Source organism: Limnobacter sp., assembly GCF_036846585.1.
Classification (GTDB): Bacteria; Pseudomonadota; Gammaproteobacteria; order Burkholderiales; family Burkholderiaceae_B; genus Limnobacter.
In genome coordinates this window covers 1-15,918 of record NZ_DAIUBR010000015.1, presented here as the reverse complement: position 1 = coordinate 15,918, position 15,918 = coordinate 1, and the positions used below count along the sequence as shown (strand labels likewise).

Genomic DNA, 15,918 nt, shown 5'->3' with positions numbered 1-15,918 from the left:
CACACCCCGGCGGGGTGTGGCGACTACACGTGCGGTTTGATTACTTGATCAAACCTTTTTCTTTGTAGAACTTTTCTGCACCGGGGTGCAGTGGAACAGGCATGCCTTGAAGGGCATTTTCAAACTTGATGGCGTTTGCAGCTTTGTGTGCCGAACGCAATGCAGGCAGGTTTTCCCAAAGCAGCTTGGTCATTTGGTAGGCGGTTTCATCAGAAACTTCCGAATGCGTGATCAAGAAGTTCACAACAGCCGCTGTGGGTACATCTTTGTCCTGACCCTGATAAGTGCCTGCTGGAATGGTGCCAGGCACATACGGCGCGCCAAGCTTCTTAACCACGTCGGCGGGCACAGCCACCATGTTCACTTCCATGGACGATGACAGGTCTTTCAGCGAAGCCACACCCAGACCGGCAGATTGCAATGTTGCATCCAGTTGGCGGTTTTTCATCAGTTCAACTGATTCGGCATAGGGAAGGTATTCGGTTTTGCCCAGATCCTTGTAGGTCATGCCGGCTGCGCCCAAAATTGCGCGGGCATTCAATTCGGTGCCCGACTTGGCGGCACCCACTGACAAGCCTTTGCCTTTCAGTTGTTCAAGCGATGTAATTCCCGATGCTTTGGACGCCACAATTTGAACGTAATTGGGGTAAATCGCGGCAATGCCACGCAGTTTGTTCAGCGGTGTTTTGAAGCCAGCCTCTTCGTTGCCTTCCCAGGCCAGCTTGACCGAGTCACCCAGAGAAATACCCAATTCGCCGCGGCCTTGCTGCAGCAGGTTCAGGTTTTCAACAGACGCTTTGGTGGCTTGCACTTGGGTGCGCGCGCCCTTGATGTTGTCGCCGTACACTTTGGACAGGGCTACACCGATTGGATAGTAGATGCCAGATGTACCACCTGTCAGAATGTTGATGAATTCTGCTTTGGCTGGGGTTGCTGCGAAGGCCAAGCCAGTGATGGCAGCGGCCAGAATTGCAGTTTTTGCTTTGCGAAGCATCATGCGGGATTCCTCCTGAGAAGTGATGTCATGTTTTTGGTTGTGCAATGAATATCCCCGAGAACGTTGCATGTTGCAAGGCGGATATCCCTATATTTCCCTAAAATACGGGAAAATACGAATGAGGAAAACGTGAGTATGCTTAGTCACCAAAGCCCGGTGGTTTGCGGGCAAACCCCTGGCTCCAGGCCCAAAACGCAAGCTCAAAATCGGTTTGTACGCCTACTTTCTGGCGAATCTGAGACAGGTTGTTGCTCACGGTTTTGCTGCTGATACCCAAGCTGCCTGCCACTTGGTCGATTGTGTGCCCCTCGACCAGAAGGCGAACCACATCCACCTCTCGTGGTGTAAGTCCGCTTGCCTGGGCCTGTACATCTGTAGACACATAGGTTTGTTCACCCAAGGCTTTGCGAATGCCCAGTATTAGTTCATTGGGGTCGCTGGACTTGGTCACGTACGCGCGTGCACCCTGTTCAAGGGCTTTGGCGGCCACCACCGGGCTGTCATGCATGGAAAGAACCACCAGGGCCAACGTTGGCCATTTCAGGCGCACACGTTTGATCAGTTCCAGGCCGCTTTGCCCTGGCATGCTGATGTCCAGTACCAGCACGTCACAGGGCTGGGTTTTCAGCAAGGCAAATGCCATGTCGGCGTTGCCTGCTTCGCCAACCACCACCATGTCACTTTCAGAATCGATGAATCGTTTGTAACCCGATCGCACGGCGGCGTGGTCGTCCACCAGAATGATTCTTGACTCAAGTTGCATCCTGTTCTCCGGTCATTGGCAGGTAACAGGTCAGTACAAAGGTGTCACCTTGCACTTTCCAGTGTACGCGCCCGCCCAGGCTGCTGATTCGTTGCCGGATTCCGGTCAGCCCCAGCGATGGGTTGGTCGGGCCGCTCTTTGTCACGCCATCGTTCTCTACAATCAAAATGAATTCCATGCTGTTTGAATCGAAGCCGGTCAGCACTTTGACATTTTTGGCCTGCGCGTGTTTTGCGGCATTGGTCAATGCCTCTTGCAGGGTGCGGTAAACGGCAATCGGCGCTTCCTGATGCAATTCGGGGGTGTTGGGGGCCCAGGCGAAATCGACATACCAGCCGTGTCTGCGTGCCCAGTTGTCCAGCAGGTCGAGCGCGGCATCCCGCAGTGAAACCTCCAGCAGCAAATGCGGCTTCAGTTCACGCAGGGAACTGCGCAACCAACCCATCATTTCCTGTGCCTGATCGTGCACGGCCTTGGCTGCCTCCTGCGTGTTGGCTTGCGTGCTTCTGACCAGAAAAGCCGAGTTGACTGAAATGGAAGTAAGTGACTGGCCGAAGTAATCGTGCAGGTCCTGTGCAATGGTTTGCCTTTCTTTTTCCTGCACATCAATGACATGGTTAAGCAGTTCGCTGCTTCTTTTTTGTTCCCGTTCAAGGGTGTGGATCAATTGCGACACGCTGAGGTGAATGCTTTGCAGTTCGTCGATTTTGAAATCCTGAAGCCGTGGAGAGGCCGGGGCCGAGGTCGACGGGTTTCGTTCGGCTTTTTCATAGTCGCCAAGCCATTGAACCAGTTCTTGCAAGGGTTTGTTCAAGGCGGGCTTGAGCGAATACCACACCACCGCACCGCTGCCCGCTGCCATCAGCAACAGCATGGTGCCAAGCAGCAACAGTTCCCGTCGCGTTTCCTTGCGTTCCTGCCCGGCTTTGCCTTCGGCCAGTTGTTGCCGCAGCCTTTGCAGTTCCAGGTTGCCAAGGGGTTCGACTTTGTTCAGCGCTCCATGCAGGTCATCGACCAGTGCCGAGGCGGCCGTGTATTCGGCCTTCACATCGCGTTGACCCATGGTGAACACGATGATCACGCAGAACACGGCCCACAGGCCCAGCCAGATGAAAAGGCGTCTTACCAACAACTCGCGAAGCCGCATTGTTTGTTTACCCATAACGAATTGCCACAATGTGCACCAGAAACCGCACCGGTGAAAGAGGGAAGATGCTTTTCGGGAAAACTTCCCTGTTCGATTTTGACAGAATAATTGAACATGTCCTTGAACAGATCAAGTTGCGTGGTTGCCTGGCCAGTCCTCATGGCGTGCAGAGCAGGCCAACTACGTGGCTTCACAATAACAATTCATCCTGAAAGGCAAGTTCATGGTCGCGCGTCACCCGTTTCACCTGTGCAAAAGTGTTGTTGCACTGTCTGTTTTTTCTCTGTTGACCCCTGTGCTTGCACAACAACTTGATGAAGTTGAGGTTATTTCCACCACGCCTTTGCCCGGTGGATCCATGCCTGTGGAGAAGGCGCCATTCAGCGTCAAGAAAGTGGAACGGCTGGAACAAAACGCGGATCGCGAATCGATCAGCCGCAGCCTGTTTCGTGGCATCAATGGTGTGCAGGTGACTGACAACCAGGGCAACCCTTATCAGTCGGATGTAACGTATCGAGGTTTTTCTGTGACACCCCTGTTGGGGACGCCCCCCGGTTTGTCGGTGTATGTCGATGGCGTGCGCCAGAATGAAACCTTTGGTGATGTGGTGCGCTTTGATGCCATACCGCAATCGGCCCTGAAAGAGGTCACCGTGCTGCCGGGCACCATGCCGCAGTTCGGTTTGAATTCACTGGGCGGTGCCATCGTGATGCAAACAAAAAGCGGGCGCGACTTTCAGGGCACTCAACTGGATGCCGAGCTTGGCGATTTCGGGCGCACCCGCTTTGGTGTACAGAAGGGTTGGGTGGATGAATCCACGCAACGCGATTTTTATGTGAACTTCAATTCATTCAATGAAGACGGCTGGCGCGTGCTGTCGCCCAGTTCGGTCATGCAGCTGTTCGGCAAAATGGGTGTGGCCACCGACGATTCGCTGACGAATTTCAGCTTGTCGCTGTATGAATCTGATTTGAACGGCAACGGCGTGGTGCCGCGCAGTTTTTACGAAGAAAACCGGGCGCAGTCGTACACCTACTTTGACAACACCCGGAACACAGGTGGGCAGTTTGCCGTGGACTTCACGCGCTACCTGCAAAGCGGTGCGGAACTGACGGCGAATGCCTATTACCGAAGTTCCAAGTCCACCACATTCAATGGCGATGGCAACGAGAACGAAGACTACCGGTTTGGTGTGGCCGAGTTCGAGCCCGACCGTGCAGAAGTGGAAGGCAACCTGGGCCCTGGCACTTACAACGTGACCTGCAGTGCCCCGGCCTCCACGGCCTACGCACCGGGCACCGTGACCTTTGATGAAAACGACCCTGCTGCCATGGACCCCAACAGCGCCGATTGCCCAGGTGCAAACAACCGCGGCGTGTTGAATCAGGATGTGGTGGGGCTGGGGCTGCAATATGCCTTGGCCCCCATGGGTGCGCACAAGGTGTTGGTGGGCACACAGCTTGAATTTGGCAAGTCGGATTTTCGCCGCAGCTACGCCTTGGGCGTGTTCAATGCTGACCGCACGGTGCGCGAATTGTACGCACCCATTGAACAGGTGAATGTGGAGGCGAACAACCGCCAGTTTGGTGTGTATGCGCAAGATGTGTGGACACTGAATGACAAAACCACGCTGCTGCTGGGCGGCCGCTACAACCATGCATCGGTAAAAACCACAGACCGTTTAAGCCCCGTGTTGATCAATGAGGAAGGCGAGGCCGGCCCCGGTTTGAACAACGATTACACTTACCAGCGCTTTAACCCGTCGGTGGGTATTTCCTATCAAACCGCCGTGCGCAGCACTTGGTATGCCAGTGCAGGAACCAGCAACCGTGTGCCCACGCCGGTGGAGCTGGCCTGCTCCGACCCCGAATTTCCGTGCCTGTTGCCCAACGCCATGGCGGCAGACCCGTTTCTTGAGCAAGTCATTACCACCACAGTGGAAGGCGGCTACCGCACCCGTTGGGCCAGTGGCAGCAACCAGTATGGTTTCTCGTTCAACGTGTTTCGGGCCAACAACAAAAACGACATTCTGTTCGTAACAGATGGTGCGGGTTCAGGCGGCTTTTTCCAGAACTATGGCAAAACACGCAGGCAGGGCGTGGAGCTTGATTTTGATTGGGACACGTCTGTGTGGAACTTCGGTGCCAGCTACCAGTACCTGGATGCCACGTTTCAAAGCCCGGCACGTTTGGCCAGCGAAGGCAACAGCAGCGCGGTGGATTTGAATGGTGACCCAGCGGTGGAAGGTGGTTTTATTCAAGTGCAACCCGGCAACAAAATTCCGGGCCTGGCCGAACACAATGTAAAACTGTCGATGGGCTACAAGGCCAGCAATGCGACCACCCTGTTTGTCGACATGCAGGCACAAAGCGAACAATACGCACGTGGCAACGAGAACAATCAGCACCAGGCCGGTGTGGTTGATATTCCTGGCGAAGGGCCGGTTGAGTTCAAGGACAACGGGCGGGTTCCCGGATTTGCCGTGTTCAATCTGGGTGTGAACCATGCATTGAGCAAAAACCTGACCCTGATTGCGCGCTTGAACAATGTGTTTGATCGCGAATACTTCAACGGGGCGGTGTTGGGCGGCAATATTTTTGACCGCAACGGCACCTTGGTGGAAGACGAAGATGACATCACCTATGAATCATTTCTGGCACCCGGTACCCCCCGAAACGCGTGGGTGGGGGTGAGTCTGCGGTTCTAGCATTTTGCGGTGGCGCCTGAATCGGCTATCCTTTCGGGGTCGTGTCGATTCAGGCTTTGTACTGCATATGTTTCTCAAAAACAGAAGTTTCCTGTTTGCTTTTTTGTTCATGCTTTTTTCGCCGCAGGCCAATGCACAAGGCGATGCGTGCTGGCAGCAACACCGTGCCACCGTGTATGAATGGACCTGCGCTGCCCAAAGCTTGCCCCCCGAGGGGCAGGATTTCGCCCTGTCGATCGTGGTCGTCGATTCCCCGAAAACAATTCTGGTGATCGATTCTGGCGCCACCGCAGCGGTGGGTGAAAGCGCAGCAGCAGCAATTCGCTCGAAGTTTGGTACCAAACCTGTGTGGATTTTGAATACGCAGCCCAAGCCTGAACATGTGCTGGGCAATGTGGGCTTGCGTGCTCAGTTTGCCGGAACATTGCGCGAAGGGGAATCGTTTGCAAGCCGCTTGGTTGCTGGTAAAAAAACGGCTGATTTGATGCGTGCCCGTTGCCCTGCTTGCATTGAAAATTTTTCAGAACGCATGGGCAGCAACTCTGTAAAAGGGACCGAGTCGTTGGTGCCCGAGCGTATTCTGAGAACCAAAACAGGCCATTTGGGTTTGTTGAACGGCGACTGGACACCCTGGAAGTACCGGCTGTACCGAGACCTGGAAACCGAAGAAGCGCTGGTGCTGCGCAATCAGGAATTGAAGCTGTGGTGGGTTGGTTCGGCTGTTCAGAACCGCGACATTCCGGATTTGTACGATGGCGATGTGGTTGAACGCATCAATTTCTTGGGTCGCTTAAAGACACGCATGTCCGCAGACGACACCATTCTGACTTCCTTCGGTGCCTTGGGCCGTGATTGGGTAGAACGCAATTTGAACTACTTTGTACGGGTTCAACAAGAGGTGCTGTATGGCCTTGAAGAAGGTGTAAGTGAAGTGGAATTGATCGAGCAGATCAGCGCGAAGATCAGCGAATTTCAAAACCCGGTGTATGTTCAAACAGACTTGAAAGCCAGTGCCAAAGCGCTTGAAATTCACCAGTTGAATGTGCAGCGCATTTACCGCCAAACCGAGCCGCTTGCATTTTAGCCTTGGCATGGAATGCAGCTTGCTAGTAGCCTCTTGTTGTGGGGCGCAAATCCCCACGACCTTTCCCAAGTGTTTCAAACTGGGACAGGCCAACAATAACAAGGGGACTATTCGCGTTGAATACCAACAAAACACACACCCTGTTCTTGCTGTGGATGCTGTTGATCAGCCTGACCGGTTTTGGTTTTTACATGACCTGGCACAAGGGTTTGTTTCAATGGATCATCCTGACTGACAACACCCGCATTTGCGTGGTGATCGTGATTGCTTTTGTGGTGGGCAGTTGCCTTGCAGGTTGGCGCAGCCTTTTCCTCAGCAGGCAGGCGCATTACTTTGAGCAAATTCGCAGCGGTGTGGGTGAATTCAAACTGGGGCAATCCATTTGCCACGATTACCTGACCCACCCCTTGGCACATCCCAGTGAAGGCCAGTTGATGGCAGAAGTGATGGCCGAGCGTGCGCGCGGCACGCACCAGGTGGGCTGGTTTGTCACGGGCCTGATGATCAAGCTGGGTTTGCTGGGCACGGTGGTGGGTTTCATCATGATGCTGAGCAGTCTCGAAGGGCTTGAGCAACTGGACATATCCGACATCAAAACCCTGATGCAGCAAATGACCCAAGGCATGGGCGTGGCGATGAACACCACACTGGTGGGTTTGATTGGCAGCATTTTGCTGGGCGTGCAGTTTTTGTTGCTGGATCGGCATGCGGACAAATTGATTGCGGCCACCGTGGATTACGCACACCGAAATGTGAAGGCGGCTTAAGTCGCATGGCGCTTTTTAATCACAAACCAGACTTTGAACTGGATCCCTTCACCGACCTGATTTTCAACGCCCTGTTGATCTTCACGTTTCTGTTTTTGATGGCGTTGCTGCTGCTGAACCCGCCTGCAAAAAGTGGAATTATCGATCCGAAGGCTGAGTTTCTGGTGACCGTAAGCTGGCCCGACAACGACCCCAATGACATTGACGTGTGGGCCGCCGGACCTGCCGGTGCGCAAGTGTGGTTCATGCGCCCGCAAGACGGATTGTTGCACCTGGATCGCGATGACCGTGGCTTGGCCAATGACACGCAGGAAATAGAAGGGAAGGTGTTTGTGAACCCGTTGAACCAGGAAGTGCTGACCATTCGTGGTCGCCCGCCCGGTGAATACATCGTTAACCTGCATTACTACAAAACCGAAAACAAATTGCCGGTGCCCGTGAACGTTTACGTTGCGGAAGTGAACCCGAAACTGAAAGTGTTGCATTACTCCACAGTGAACCTGCAGCAAGAGGGTGACGAAGCCACAGCAGTACGATTCACGATTGACGCCAACGGCACAGTGAGCAACATCAACCAACTTGAAAAATCTTTGGTGAAGGCAGACGGAAAATGAATGAAGTGTTAGTGGGTTTGGGCATTGCCTATATTTTTCTGGCAGCTTTGTTGCTGCTGGCTTTGGTGTATGGCCGCATGGCGTGGACCGCCAAGCTGCTGTTGATTGTGGTGTCGGTGGGCTTTTATTGGGTCAGCTACATCAACTGGCAAAATGCGCAAGGCTGGCCCAGCCAGGCTGATCTGCCCAAGCGTTTTCTGTTTTATGCGGTGGTGGTTGAAGAACCCGACAAAACGGAAGGCATTGAAGGCCGCCTGTTTGTGTGGGCCAGCGACCTGGCTGGTGATCGGCCTTCCGACACGCCACGCGCTTATGTGCTTGCCTATGACAAAGACCTGCATGTGAAGCTGGATGCCGCGCAGCGACAAATGCGCAATGGCAATTTGCAGATTGGTGAAGTGGGTGGCGAATTGTTTGACCCACAGGCCACACGCGACAACACGCGAATAGCGGACAAAAAAATTGATCTGGAATTCACCGATTTGCCAGACCCTCAATTGCCGGAGAAGTAAGCCATGTTGAAACTTTTAAGTGTGGCTGCGCTGGTGTTGTCTGTGGTGTCGTGTTCCAAATTGGGAGGTGCTGACTACTTTCCGCTGGAAGAGGGAATGCACTGGCGGTATTCCCTGAACTATGTGAAGCCCGACGGCAAAAACAACGCGCAGCTTGAAATTCGCACCATGGGCGAATCGACTTTTAAAACTGAAGAAGGCGAGATCGAGGGGGCTATTCGCCGCACATCGGATGGCACTGACTATTTGATTCAGGAACGCGATGATGGTTTTTACCGGGTTGGCAAGCGGGTGATTGTTGAAACCAGGCCGCAGGCAGACAAGGGCGCAAGGTTGATCTTGCCAAAAGGGCGAAATCTGCGTGTGGGTTACACCTGGACTTTGAACACCAGCCCCTATGTGGCGCACTGGATGCCACCCTTCATCGAGGCCAACGCCAGTATCAAGCCCTTTGACATGGTGTATGAAATTGCATCGCTTGATGACACCGTGGAAACGCCCGCTGGCGTATTCCAGAAGTGTGTCCGTGTGGATGGCATGGGCAAGATGGTGTTTTATGCCGATGCCAGTGCGGGTTATCAGGAAATTTTGATTAACCACAGCGAGTGGTATGCACCCGGTGTGGGGTTGGTCAAACTGGAGCGGGAAGAACCCCTGAACACGTCCATCATGAAAGGTGGCAAGGTGAGCATGTTGCTCACCGGGTTTATTCCCTGATCAGATTGGCCGAACCTTTTTACTTGTTGAACAGCCCTGAAATCACCTGATCGCAAAAGCGTTCTCGTTTTTCACCATTCCCGGTCACGGTGCAGTGTTCGATCAGCACCTTGTCGCCCACCAGGCTGTGTGATTCCACGCGGTCGGCATAACGAAGAATTTCTTCGGTGTCCAGGCTGAATCTGGAATCCAGATCCATCTGGTTCAAATCCGGGCGACGCCAGTGCACGGTGAACAGTGGCTGGTTCTGGAACACTTCACCTTGCTGGTTTTGCAGTTCAGTCACCGCCTTGACCGACAAGGTGGGGTGGCTGTTGAATTCCTGCGCGTAGTAGCGCTTCATGTCGCGCATGATGTTGTACGCATCGGTGGCAAACAGGGTCACGATGCGGTTGCGTGTCACGAATGTCAGTTGCTCTGTGTTCAAACCCTGAACTTCAACAATATTGCCGTTGGCCAGTTTGTCCATGGAATCGGGAGCAGGCCGACTGCAGGCCATCAGCAAGGCAGTGCAGGCCAGCAAGGCAGCTTGAATGGGGCGCAACATTCGGCGCATCGACAGTCTCCGGTTGTGTGTTGTTGTGCCTGCAGTATAAGCGTGAACCTTGTCGGGTCGCTTACACCTGGATCAGTTCACGTTCCACATAATGCCCTGCCATGTCGGCCAGCCCCTTGGCCAGATCATCAAACGAAAATCCCGGGTTGGGGTGGTTCAGGTAACGGATCATGGTGGCCATGCCGCTGTTGATGAAAATGTAAGCCATGGTTTGCAGGTTGCTCAGCTTCAGGATTTCCGGGTGTTTGATGGCGTGTTGAACAAACAGGTCGGCCAGTGCACGATACACCTGCCCGAAGGGCACATGCTTTTCCATCAAGGCCGATTCACGGGCGCAGCGCAGGTACAGTTCATCGTCTTTTTTCAGGAATTCGGCGGTCTGCGCAATCAATTCATACACTGCATCGCGTAACGAAAGCCGAACAAGCGATGGTGCGGCACCCTGAATCAGGGCCACCAGCTCGTGGGAAAAGCGTTCGCCCATGGCGCTGAAAATCGCTTCTTTGTTCTCGAAATATTCGTAAATCGACCCCACGCCCACGCCAGCATATTCTGCAATTTGGCGCGTGGTTGCGCCTTCTGCGCCGTGTTTGGCCAGCGCAATGAATGCACCTTGAACAATGGTTTCAACGGTGTTCTGGGAGCGGGTCTGTTTGGGTTTTCTGGTCATGAAAAAATCCGAATTGAATCCGAACAAACGTTTGTTTTAATATGACATTGTTCAATGTCACGGTTGCGCTGTCAAGCGCTATGGGATTCATACATGTTCGGAAAGAAAATCAGCAAAGGTGCAAATGCAGTGGTTACCGGCGCAGGCAGTGGCATAGGCCGCGCGTTTGCACTTGAAATTGTTCGCCGGGGTGGCCGGGTGGTGTGTGCGGACATCAACATTGAACGTGCGCAGGAAACCGTGGACCTGATCATGGACATGGTGGCCGGCAAAATGAAAAACCCCGACCTGGTGTTCGTGGAGCAGGCCTGGGCCGTGAAATGCGATGTCAGCAAGCTGAAAGATGTCCAGGCGTTGGCCGACAAAGCTGAGCGCATATTCGGGGGCACTGAGGGTGGCACCGATGGCGACACCGCAATTGACCTGGTGGTGAACAACGCCGGTGTGGGTGCAGGTGGCAAACCGGTTGGTGAAACCACGATTGACGACTGGAAGTGGACCATCGGTGTGAACCTGTGGGGCGTAATCCACGGCTGCCATGTGTTTGCCCCGCGGCTGCGCAAAAAGGGCGCTGCGAAGAAGTGCGGCATCATCAACGTGGCTTCTACCGCAAGTTTTGCCGCCGCGCCTTTGATGAGCGCATACAACGTGACCAAGGCCGGTGCTTTGGCACTGAGCGAAACACTGGCTGCAGAAATGGCAGGCACAGGCGTGAATGTCACTGCGCTGTGCCCCACCTTTGTGAAAACCAACATCGCGAAAGACGGCCGCATTGATGCGGCTTCCAGCAAGTTTGCCAACAAGCTGATGGAATGGACCGGTGTATCGGCCGACGGTGTGGTGAAAGAAACATTGAATGCATTGGACAAGGGGCAACTGTATGTGTTGCCCCAACTGGATGCCCGAATGATTTGGCGCATGAAGCGCCTGATGCCCCGCAGTTATACGCGTGGTGCTGGTTTATTGGCCCGTGTGGCCGCAAAAGCTTTTTAAGGAGTATACAAAATGCCCCAACTCGATCTGGAAAAAACACTGCGGCGCATCAAAGACAACCAATGGGCTTTGGCCGACATTGATTGGGATGCGCCCGGCCGTGAAATGATTTCCGAAGAACAGTGGCCCAAGCTGAAAGCCTTCATGGCCGATTTAACCTGGATCGAACACATTGGCGCGCGTGGATTTGCCGCCATGGCCAAGAAAGCGCCGAACGACACTTTGAAGGAAATTTACACCTGGTTTCATGCAGAAGAGCAGCGCCACGCCAATGCCGAACTGGCTTTGATGCAACGCTGGGGCATGCTGGAAGAAGGCGAAATGCCGGAGCCGAACATCAACCTGCGCTTGACCATTGAATGGCTGGACAAGTACAGCGATGACATGCCGCTGAACGTGTTGGGCAGCGTAATTCCCATGCTGGAAGTGACGCTGGACGGTGCACTGTGCAAGTTCCTGCTGGATGAAGTGAAAGACCCGGTGTGCCACGACGTGTTCAAGAAAATCAACGCCGACGAGGCCCGCCATTTGGGCGTGGATTTCCATGTGCTGGAAATGCTGGGCCACGGGCCGATGTATCGCCTTGCTCTGGAATCAATTGCTACAGCCATCAACCCCAAATTGCTGCTGGGTGTTGCCGTGTACTTCCCCTTGTTGAACCGAATGCGCGACAACATTGTGACCATGGGTTTGAAAGAAGAAAAGCTGTACGAAGCCATGGCCAAGTTTGAAAAATACGGCGGCGAAACACCGGAAGGCCGGCGCAACCCCTGGTACCAAATCATGCGCATGCACGGTAATTGGGTGATCAACCGCAAGAACCGCTTTTACCATGCACCCGTGGATGCGGCAGTGAAAGCATCGAACTACATCCCGAAAAGCTGGTTGCCTGAAGTGCCAAGCTGGGTGAACAAACTGACCTGGCACACCACCGCCTGATTGAACTGGACGCTGCAATGACGAACAAAACTGATGTGTACGACACCCTGATTATTGGCGCAGGTTTTGCCGGCCTTGGCACTGCCATCAAACTGCGTGAAGCCGGTGTGCACAATATCGCTATTCTGGAGCGTGCTGCAGAAGCGGGTGGCACCTGGCGCGACAACCAATACCCCGGCGCAGCCTGCGATATTCCTTCAAACCTTTACAGCTTTTCATTTGCGCCCAACCCCAACTGGTCGCGCAGCTATTCGGGCAGCAAGGAAATTCTGGGCTATGTGCACAGCCTTGTGAATGATTTTGGCTTGGACACGCTGATTCAATACCAGCAAAATGTGAAACGTGTGGAACTGGATGATGCCCAAGGCGTGTGGATGATCCACGCCGACAGTGGCAAGGTTTGGAAAGGCAAAACCGTGATTATGGCCAGCGGCCCCCTGGCCAACGCAAGCTTTCCGGCAATTCGCGGCCTTGAAACATTCAAGGGCAAGAAAATTCACAGCGCGCAGTGGGACCATGATTACGATTTCACCGGCAAGCGCGTTGCAGTGGTTGGCACAGGTGCCAGTGCCATTCAAATTATTCCCGAACTGGTGAAGAAAGTGGACAAGCTGAAAGTGTTTCAGCGCACGCCAGCGTGGGTGATGCCACGGCCAGATTTTTCAACATCCCGGTTCAGCAAGAAGTTGTTTGCAAAACTGCCGTTCACCCAGAAAGCCATTCGTGAAGCACTGTACTGGACCCATGAAAGCATGGCGCTGGCAGTGATCTGGAGTTCACCGGTAACCCGAATCGGCGAACGCTTGGGCCAATCCTTTCTGCGTTCCCAAGTGGCGGACCCCTGGATGCGCAGGCAGTTGAAACCCGATTACAAACTGGGTTGCAAGCGCATCCTGGTGAGCAACGATTATTACCCCGCCTTGCAACAAGAAAACTGCGAACTGATTACCTGGCCAATTGCCAATGTTGTGGAGAAGGGAATACGTACATCGGAGGGCATTGAACACCGGGTCGACTGCATTGTGTTTGCCACAGGCTTTGATGTGCCAAAAAGTGGCACGCCGTATCCGGTTTGCGGTGTGGGTGGGCGTGAACTGGCCAGGGAATGGAAGCACGGTGCGCAGGCTTACAAAAGCATTAATGTCAGTGGCTACCCGAACTTGTACATCATGTTTGGCCCCAACAGCGGACCCGGCCACAATTCCGCTTTGGTGTACATGGAACAGCAAATTGCCTATGCGGTGAAAGGCATTCGCACCATTCTGGATTCGAATCTGAAAATGCTGGATGTAAAACCCGAAGTACAGGCCAGACACAATGCGGCCATTCAGAAACGGTTGGCGAAAACCAACTGGAATTCAGGTTGTAAAAGCTGGTACTTAACCGAGGATGGTTTTAACGCCACCATGTTTCCGGGCTTTGCCACACAGTACGCCGCGCAAATGGCGAAGTTCGATTTAAAAGCCTACCGCGAGGTGCTTACCGCAAATAAAGGCTAGAATCTTGGCATCCTTTTGATGCGATTTTGCCGCGATGTTTGCCACCCCAGTCCGCCCAGCCCAACCCGACACACACATACCACCGGAACCGGTCAGCCTGATGCAGGCTTTCTGGTTCTGGTTCAAGCTGGGCTTCATCAGCTTTGGTGGTCCTGCCGGGCAAATTGCGATCATGCACGAAGAGCTGGTGGAGCGCCGTCGCTGGATTTCCGAAAAGCGCTTTCTGCACGCCCTGAACTACTGCATGGTGTTGCCCGGGCCTGAAGCCCAACAACTGGCCACTTACCTGGGCTGGTTAATGCACCGCACGCGGGGTGGCGTGCTGGCGGGTGTGTTGTTTGTGTTGCCCTCGCTGTTCATTCTCATTGTCTTGTCATGGATTTACATTGCCTATGGCAATGTGCCCGTGGTGGCCGGTATTTTTTACGGCATCAAGCCAGCGGTTACCGCCATTGTGTTGCACGCGGCACACCGCATCGGTTCACGTGCATTGAAGAACAACTGGATGTGGGGCATTGCCGCGGCGTCTTTTGTGGCCATTTTTGCAATGAACGTCCCATTCCCGGTCATTGTGCTGGTTGCTGCCGGTATTGGTTTTTTCGGGGGCAAGTACTTTCCGGCCAAATTCAATGGCGTTGCGGCGCACGCCAGTGCAAAAAAATCGTACGGTGCTGCGTTAATCGATGACAACACCCCCACACCTGCACATGCCCGCTTCAGCAAAAAACGTTTGGCACAAGTGGTGTTGGTGGGTGCGCTGTTGTGGATTGTGCCCATGGGCTTGCTGACTGCAAGCCTGGGCTGGGCAAACACCTTCACGCAAATGGGCTGGTTTTTCACCAAGGCAGCTTTGCTCACTTTTGGCGGCGCGTACGCTGTATTACCTTATGTGTATCAAGGTGCCGTGGGTCATTATGGCTGGCTTACCCCAACGCAAATGATCGATGGCCTTGCATTGGGCGAAACTACCCCAGGCCCGCTGATTATGGTGGTAGCGTTTGTGGGTTTTGTGGGTGCCTATGTGCAGGCCACGTTTGGGCCGGAGAACGCATTCATTGCGGGTGCGCTTGCCGCAGCCCTTGTTACGTGGTTCACCTTTTTGCCCTCGTTCCTGTTTATTCTGGCCGGTGGGCCTTTGGTTGAAAGCACACACGACGATCTGAAGTTCACGGCGCCCTTGCTTGCCATCACTGCGGCGGTGGTGGGTGTGGTGGTGAATCTGGCATTGTTTTTCGGATACCACGTGCTGTGGCCCCAAGGCTTTGCGGGCGAATTTGACTGGGTTGCTGCGCTACTTTCAATCGGCGCCGGTGTGGCATTGTTTGTATTCAAGCGCGGTGTGCTTGAAGTGCTTGGTGCCAGTGCGGCATTGGGCCTGCTTTGGGTGTTGTTGCTCAAGGTGTAATTCTTCAACAAAACGGAGACGAAGTTTGATAACCAAAGAGATGATGAATGAATTCATCCACACGCAATTTCCGCAAAGCAAAATTACCGTTGAACATGTGGACGGCGATTCAGCCACCATTCGCCACAAAATTACCGAGGCCGAACTAAGGCCGGGCGGTACCGTGGCTGGCCCGGTGATGTTTCTGGTAGCCGATTGTGCGCTTTATGTGGGCATACTTGGTCGCATCGGTATTGTGCCTTTGGCTGTGACCACCAACATGAACATCAACTTTTTAAGAAAACCTTCTGCCGACCGCGACATTATTGGGGTGTGCAAATTGATCAAGGTGGGCAAAACCCTGGCCATTGGCGAGGTGTCCGTGTATTCAGAAGGCCTGTCAGACCCAGTGGCGCATGCTGTGGGCACTTACGCAATACCACCGAAGCGAGATTGATCCCTCGCCAGAAAGGGTAGGGGTGAAAAAATTTTCACTTCAACCCTAAAGAATCATTTTTTCCAAGCGTTAATGAATCACAAGGCAGCGCACGACAGTGCTTGACACTGAA

General features: G+C 53.8%; 16 protein-coding genes. 11 read left to right on the top strand and 5 right to left on the bottom strand.

Annotated features, from left to right (window positions below; genetic code table 11):
- Window positions 1-40: 40 nt before the first annotated feature.
- The 3 genes from V7028_RS08580 to V7028_RS08570 all read right to left on the bottom strand — a co-directional run bounded on the left by V7028_RS08580 (window position 41) and on the right by V7028_RS08570 (window position 2,922).
- Window positions 41-997 (bottom strand): TAXI family TRAP transporter solute-binding subunit, encoded by a 957-nt coding sequence (locus V7028_RS08580; RefSeq protein ID WP_334119668.1) that lies wholly within the window; start codon window positions 995-997, stop codon window positions 41-43.
- A 139-nt stretch (window positions 998-1,136) separates the two neighbouring features.
- Window positions 1,137-1,760, bottom strand: a complete 624-nt coding sequence (locus V7028_RS08575) for a response regulator transcription factor (protein ID WP_334119667.1) — start codon at window positions 1,758-1,760, stop codon at window positions 1,137-1,139.
- The gene (locus V7028_RS08570; protein WP_334119666.1) at window positions 1,750-2,922 is read right to left on the bottom strand and encodes a sensor histidine kinase; all 1,173 of its coding nucleotides are present in this window, start codon (window positions 2,920-2,922) and stop codon (window positions 1,750-1,752) included. The genes V7028_RS08575 and V7028_RS08570 overlap by 11 nt, the downstream gene beginning before the upstream one ends.
- Window positions 2,923-3,130: 208 nt before the next feature.
- Between V7028_RS08570 and V7028_RS08565 the strand changes: the two genes are divergently transcribed.
- The 6 genes from V7028_RS08565 to V7028_RS08540 all read left to right on the top strand — a co-directional run bounded on the left by V7028_RS08565 (window position 3,131) and on the right by V7028_RS08540 (window position 9,308).
- The gene (locus V7028_RS08565) at window positions 3,131-5,614 is read left to right on the top strand and encodes a TonB-dependent receptor (protein WP_334119665.1); all 2,484 of its coding nucleotides are present in this window, start codon (window positions 3,131-3,133) and stop codon (window positions 5,612-5,614) included.
- Window positions 5,615-5,723: 109 nt separating this feature from the next.
- Window positions 5,724-6,698 (top strand): hypothetical protein, encoded by a 975-nt coding sequence (locus tag V7028_RS08560; RefSeq protein ID WP_334119664.1) that lies wholly within the window; start codon window positions 5,724-5,726, stop codon window positions 6,696-6,698.
- Window positions 6,699-6,814: 116 nt separating this feature from the next.
- Window positions 6,815-7,465, top strand: a complete 651-nt coding sequence (locus V7028_RS08555) for a MotA/TolQ/ExbB proton channel family protein (protein ID WP_334119663.1) — start codon at window positions 6,815-6,817, stop codon at window positions 7,463-7,465.
- A gap of 5 nt (window positions 7,466-7,470) precedes the next feature.
- A complete protein-coding gene (locus tag V7028_RS08550) occupies window positions 7,471-8,079 on the top strand; it encodes a hypothetical protein (protein WP_334119662.1) in 609 nt (202 codons plus the stop codon).
- Window positions 8,076-8,591 carry a hypothetical protein gene (locus tag V7028_RS08545; RefSeq protein ID WP_334119661.1) on the top strand — a complete coding sequence of 172 codons (516 nt, stop codon included), beginning with the start codon at window positions 8,076-8,078 and terminating at the stop codon, window positions 8,589-8,591. Before V7028_RS08550 ends, V7028_RS08545 begins: the two co-directional genes overlap by 4 nt.
- A gap of 3 nt (window positions 8,592-8,594) precedes the next feature.
- Window positions 8,595-9,308, top strand: coding sequence for a hypothetical protein (locus tag V7028_RS08540; RefSeq protein WP_334119660.1), 714 nt, complete (start codon window positions 8,595-8,597; stop codon window positions 9,306-9,308).
- 19 nt (window positions 9,309-9,327) lie between these two features.
- Here V7028_RS08540 and V7028_RS08535 read toward each other — a convergent pair whose 3' ends face one another.
- Together V7028_RS08535 and V7028_RS08530 are read right to left on the bottom strand one after the other, a co-directional pair.
- Window positions 9,328-9,864 (bottom strand): hypothetical protein, encoded by a 537-nt coding sequence (locus V7028_RS08535; protein ID WP_334119659.1) that lies wholly within the window; start codon window positions 9,862-9,864, stop codon window positions 9,328-9,330.
- A 61-nt stretch (window positions 9,865-9,925) separates the two neighbouring features.
- Window positions 9,926-10,534, bottom strand: a complete 609-nt coding sequence (locus tag V7028_RS08530; protein WP_334119658.1) for a TetR/AcrR family transcriptional regulator — start codon at window positions 10,532-10,534, stop codon at window positions 9,926-9,928.
- Window positions 10,535-10,627: 93 nt separating this feature from the next.
- On the opposite strand from V7028_RS08530, the gene V7028_RS08525 reads away from it, so the two are divergent.
- From V7028_RS08525 to V7028_RS08505, 5 genes are read left to right on the top strand one after another with little or no spacing between them, the layout of a single operon-like run.
- Window positions 10,628-11,527, top strand: a complete 900-nt coding sequence (locus V7028_RS08525) for an SDR family NAD(P)-dependent oxidoreductase (protein ID WP_334119657.1) — start codon at window positions 10,628-10,630, stop codon at window positions 11,525-11,527.
- Between the two features lie 12 nt (window positions 11,528-11,539).
- The gene (locus tag V7028_RS08520; RefSeq protein ID WP_334119656.1) at window positions 11,540-12,466 is read left to right on the top strand and encodes a hypothetical protein; all 927 of its coding nucleotides are present in this window, start codon (window positions 11,540-11,542) and stop codon (window positions 12,464-12,466) included.
- Window positions 12,467-12,483: 17 nt separating this feature from the next.
- On the top strand, window positions 12,484-13,965 hold the full coding sequence (locus tag V7028_RS08515; protein ID WP_334119655.1) for a flavin-containing monooxygenase: 1,482 nt from the start codon (window positions 12,484-12,486) through the stop codon (window positions 13,963-13,965).
- A gap of 34 nt (window positions 13,966-13,999) precedes the next feature.
- A complete protein-coding gene (chrA, locus tag V7028_RS08510; RefSeq protein ID WP_334119654.1) occupies window positions 14,000-15,370 on the top strand; it encodes a chromate efflux transporter in 1,371 nt (456 codons plus the stop codon).
- Between the two features lie 25 nt (window positions 15,371-15,395).
- A complete protein-coding gene (locus V7028_RS08505) occupies window positions 15,396-15,806 on the top strand; it encodes a PaaI family thioesterase (RefSeq protein WP_334119653.1) in 411 nt (136 codons plus the stop codon).
- Window positions 15,807-15,918: the final 112 nt, after the last annotated feature.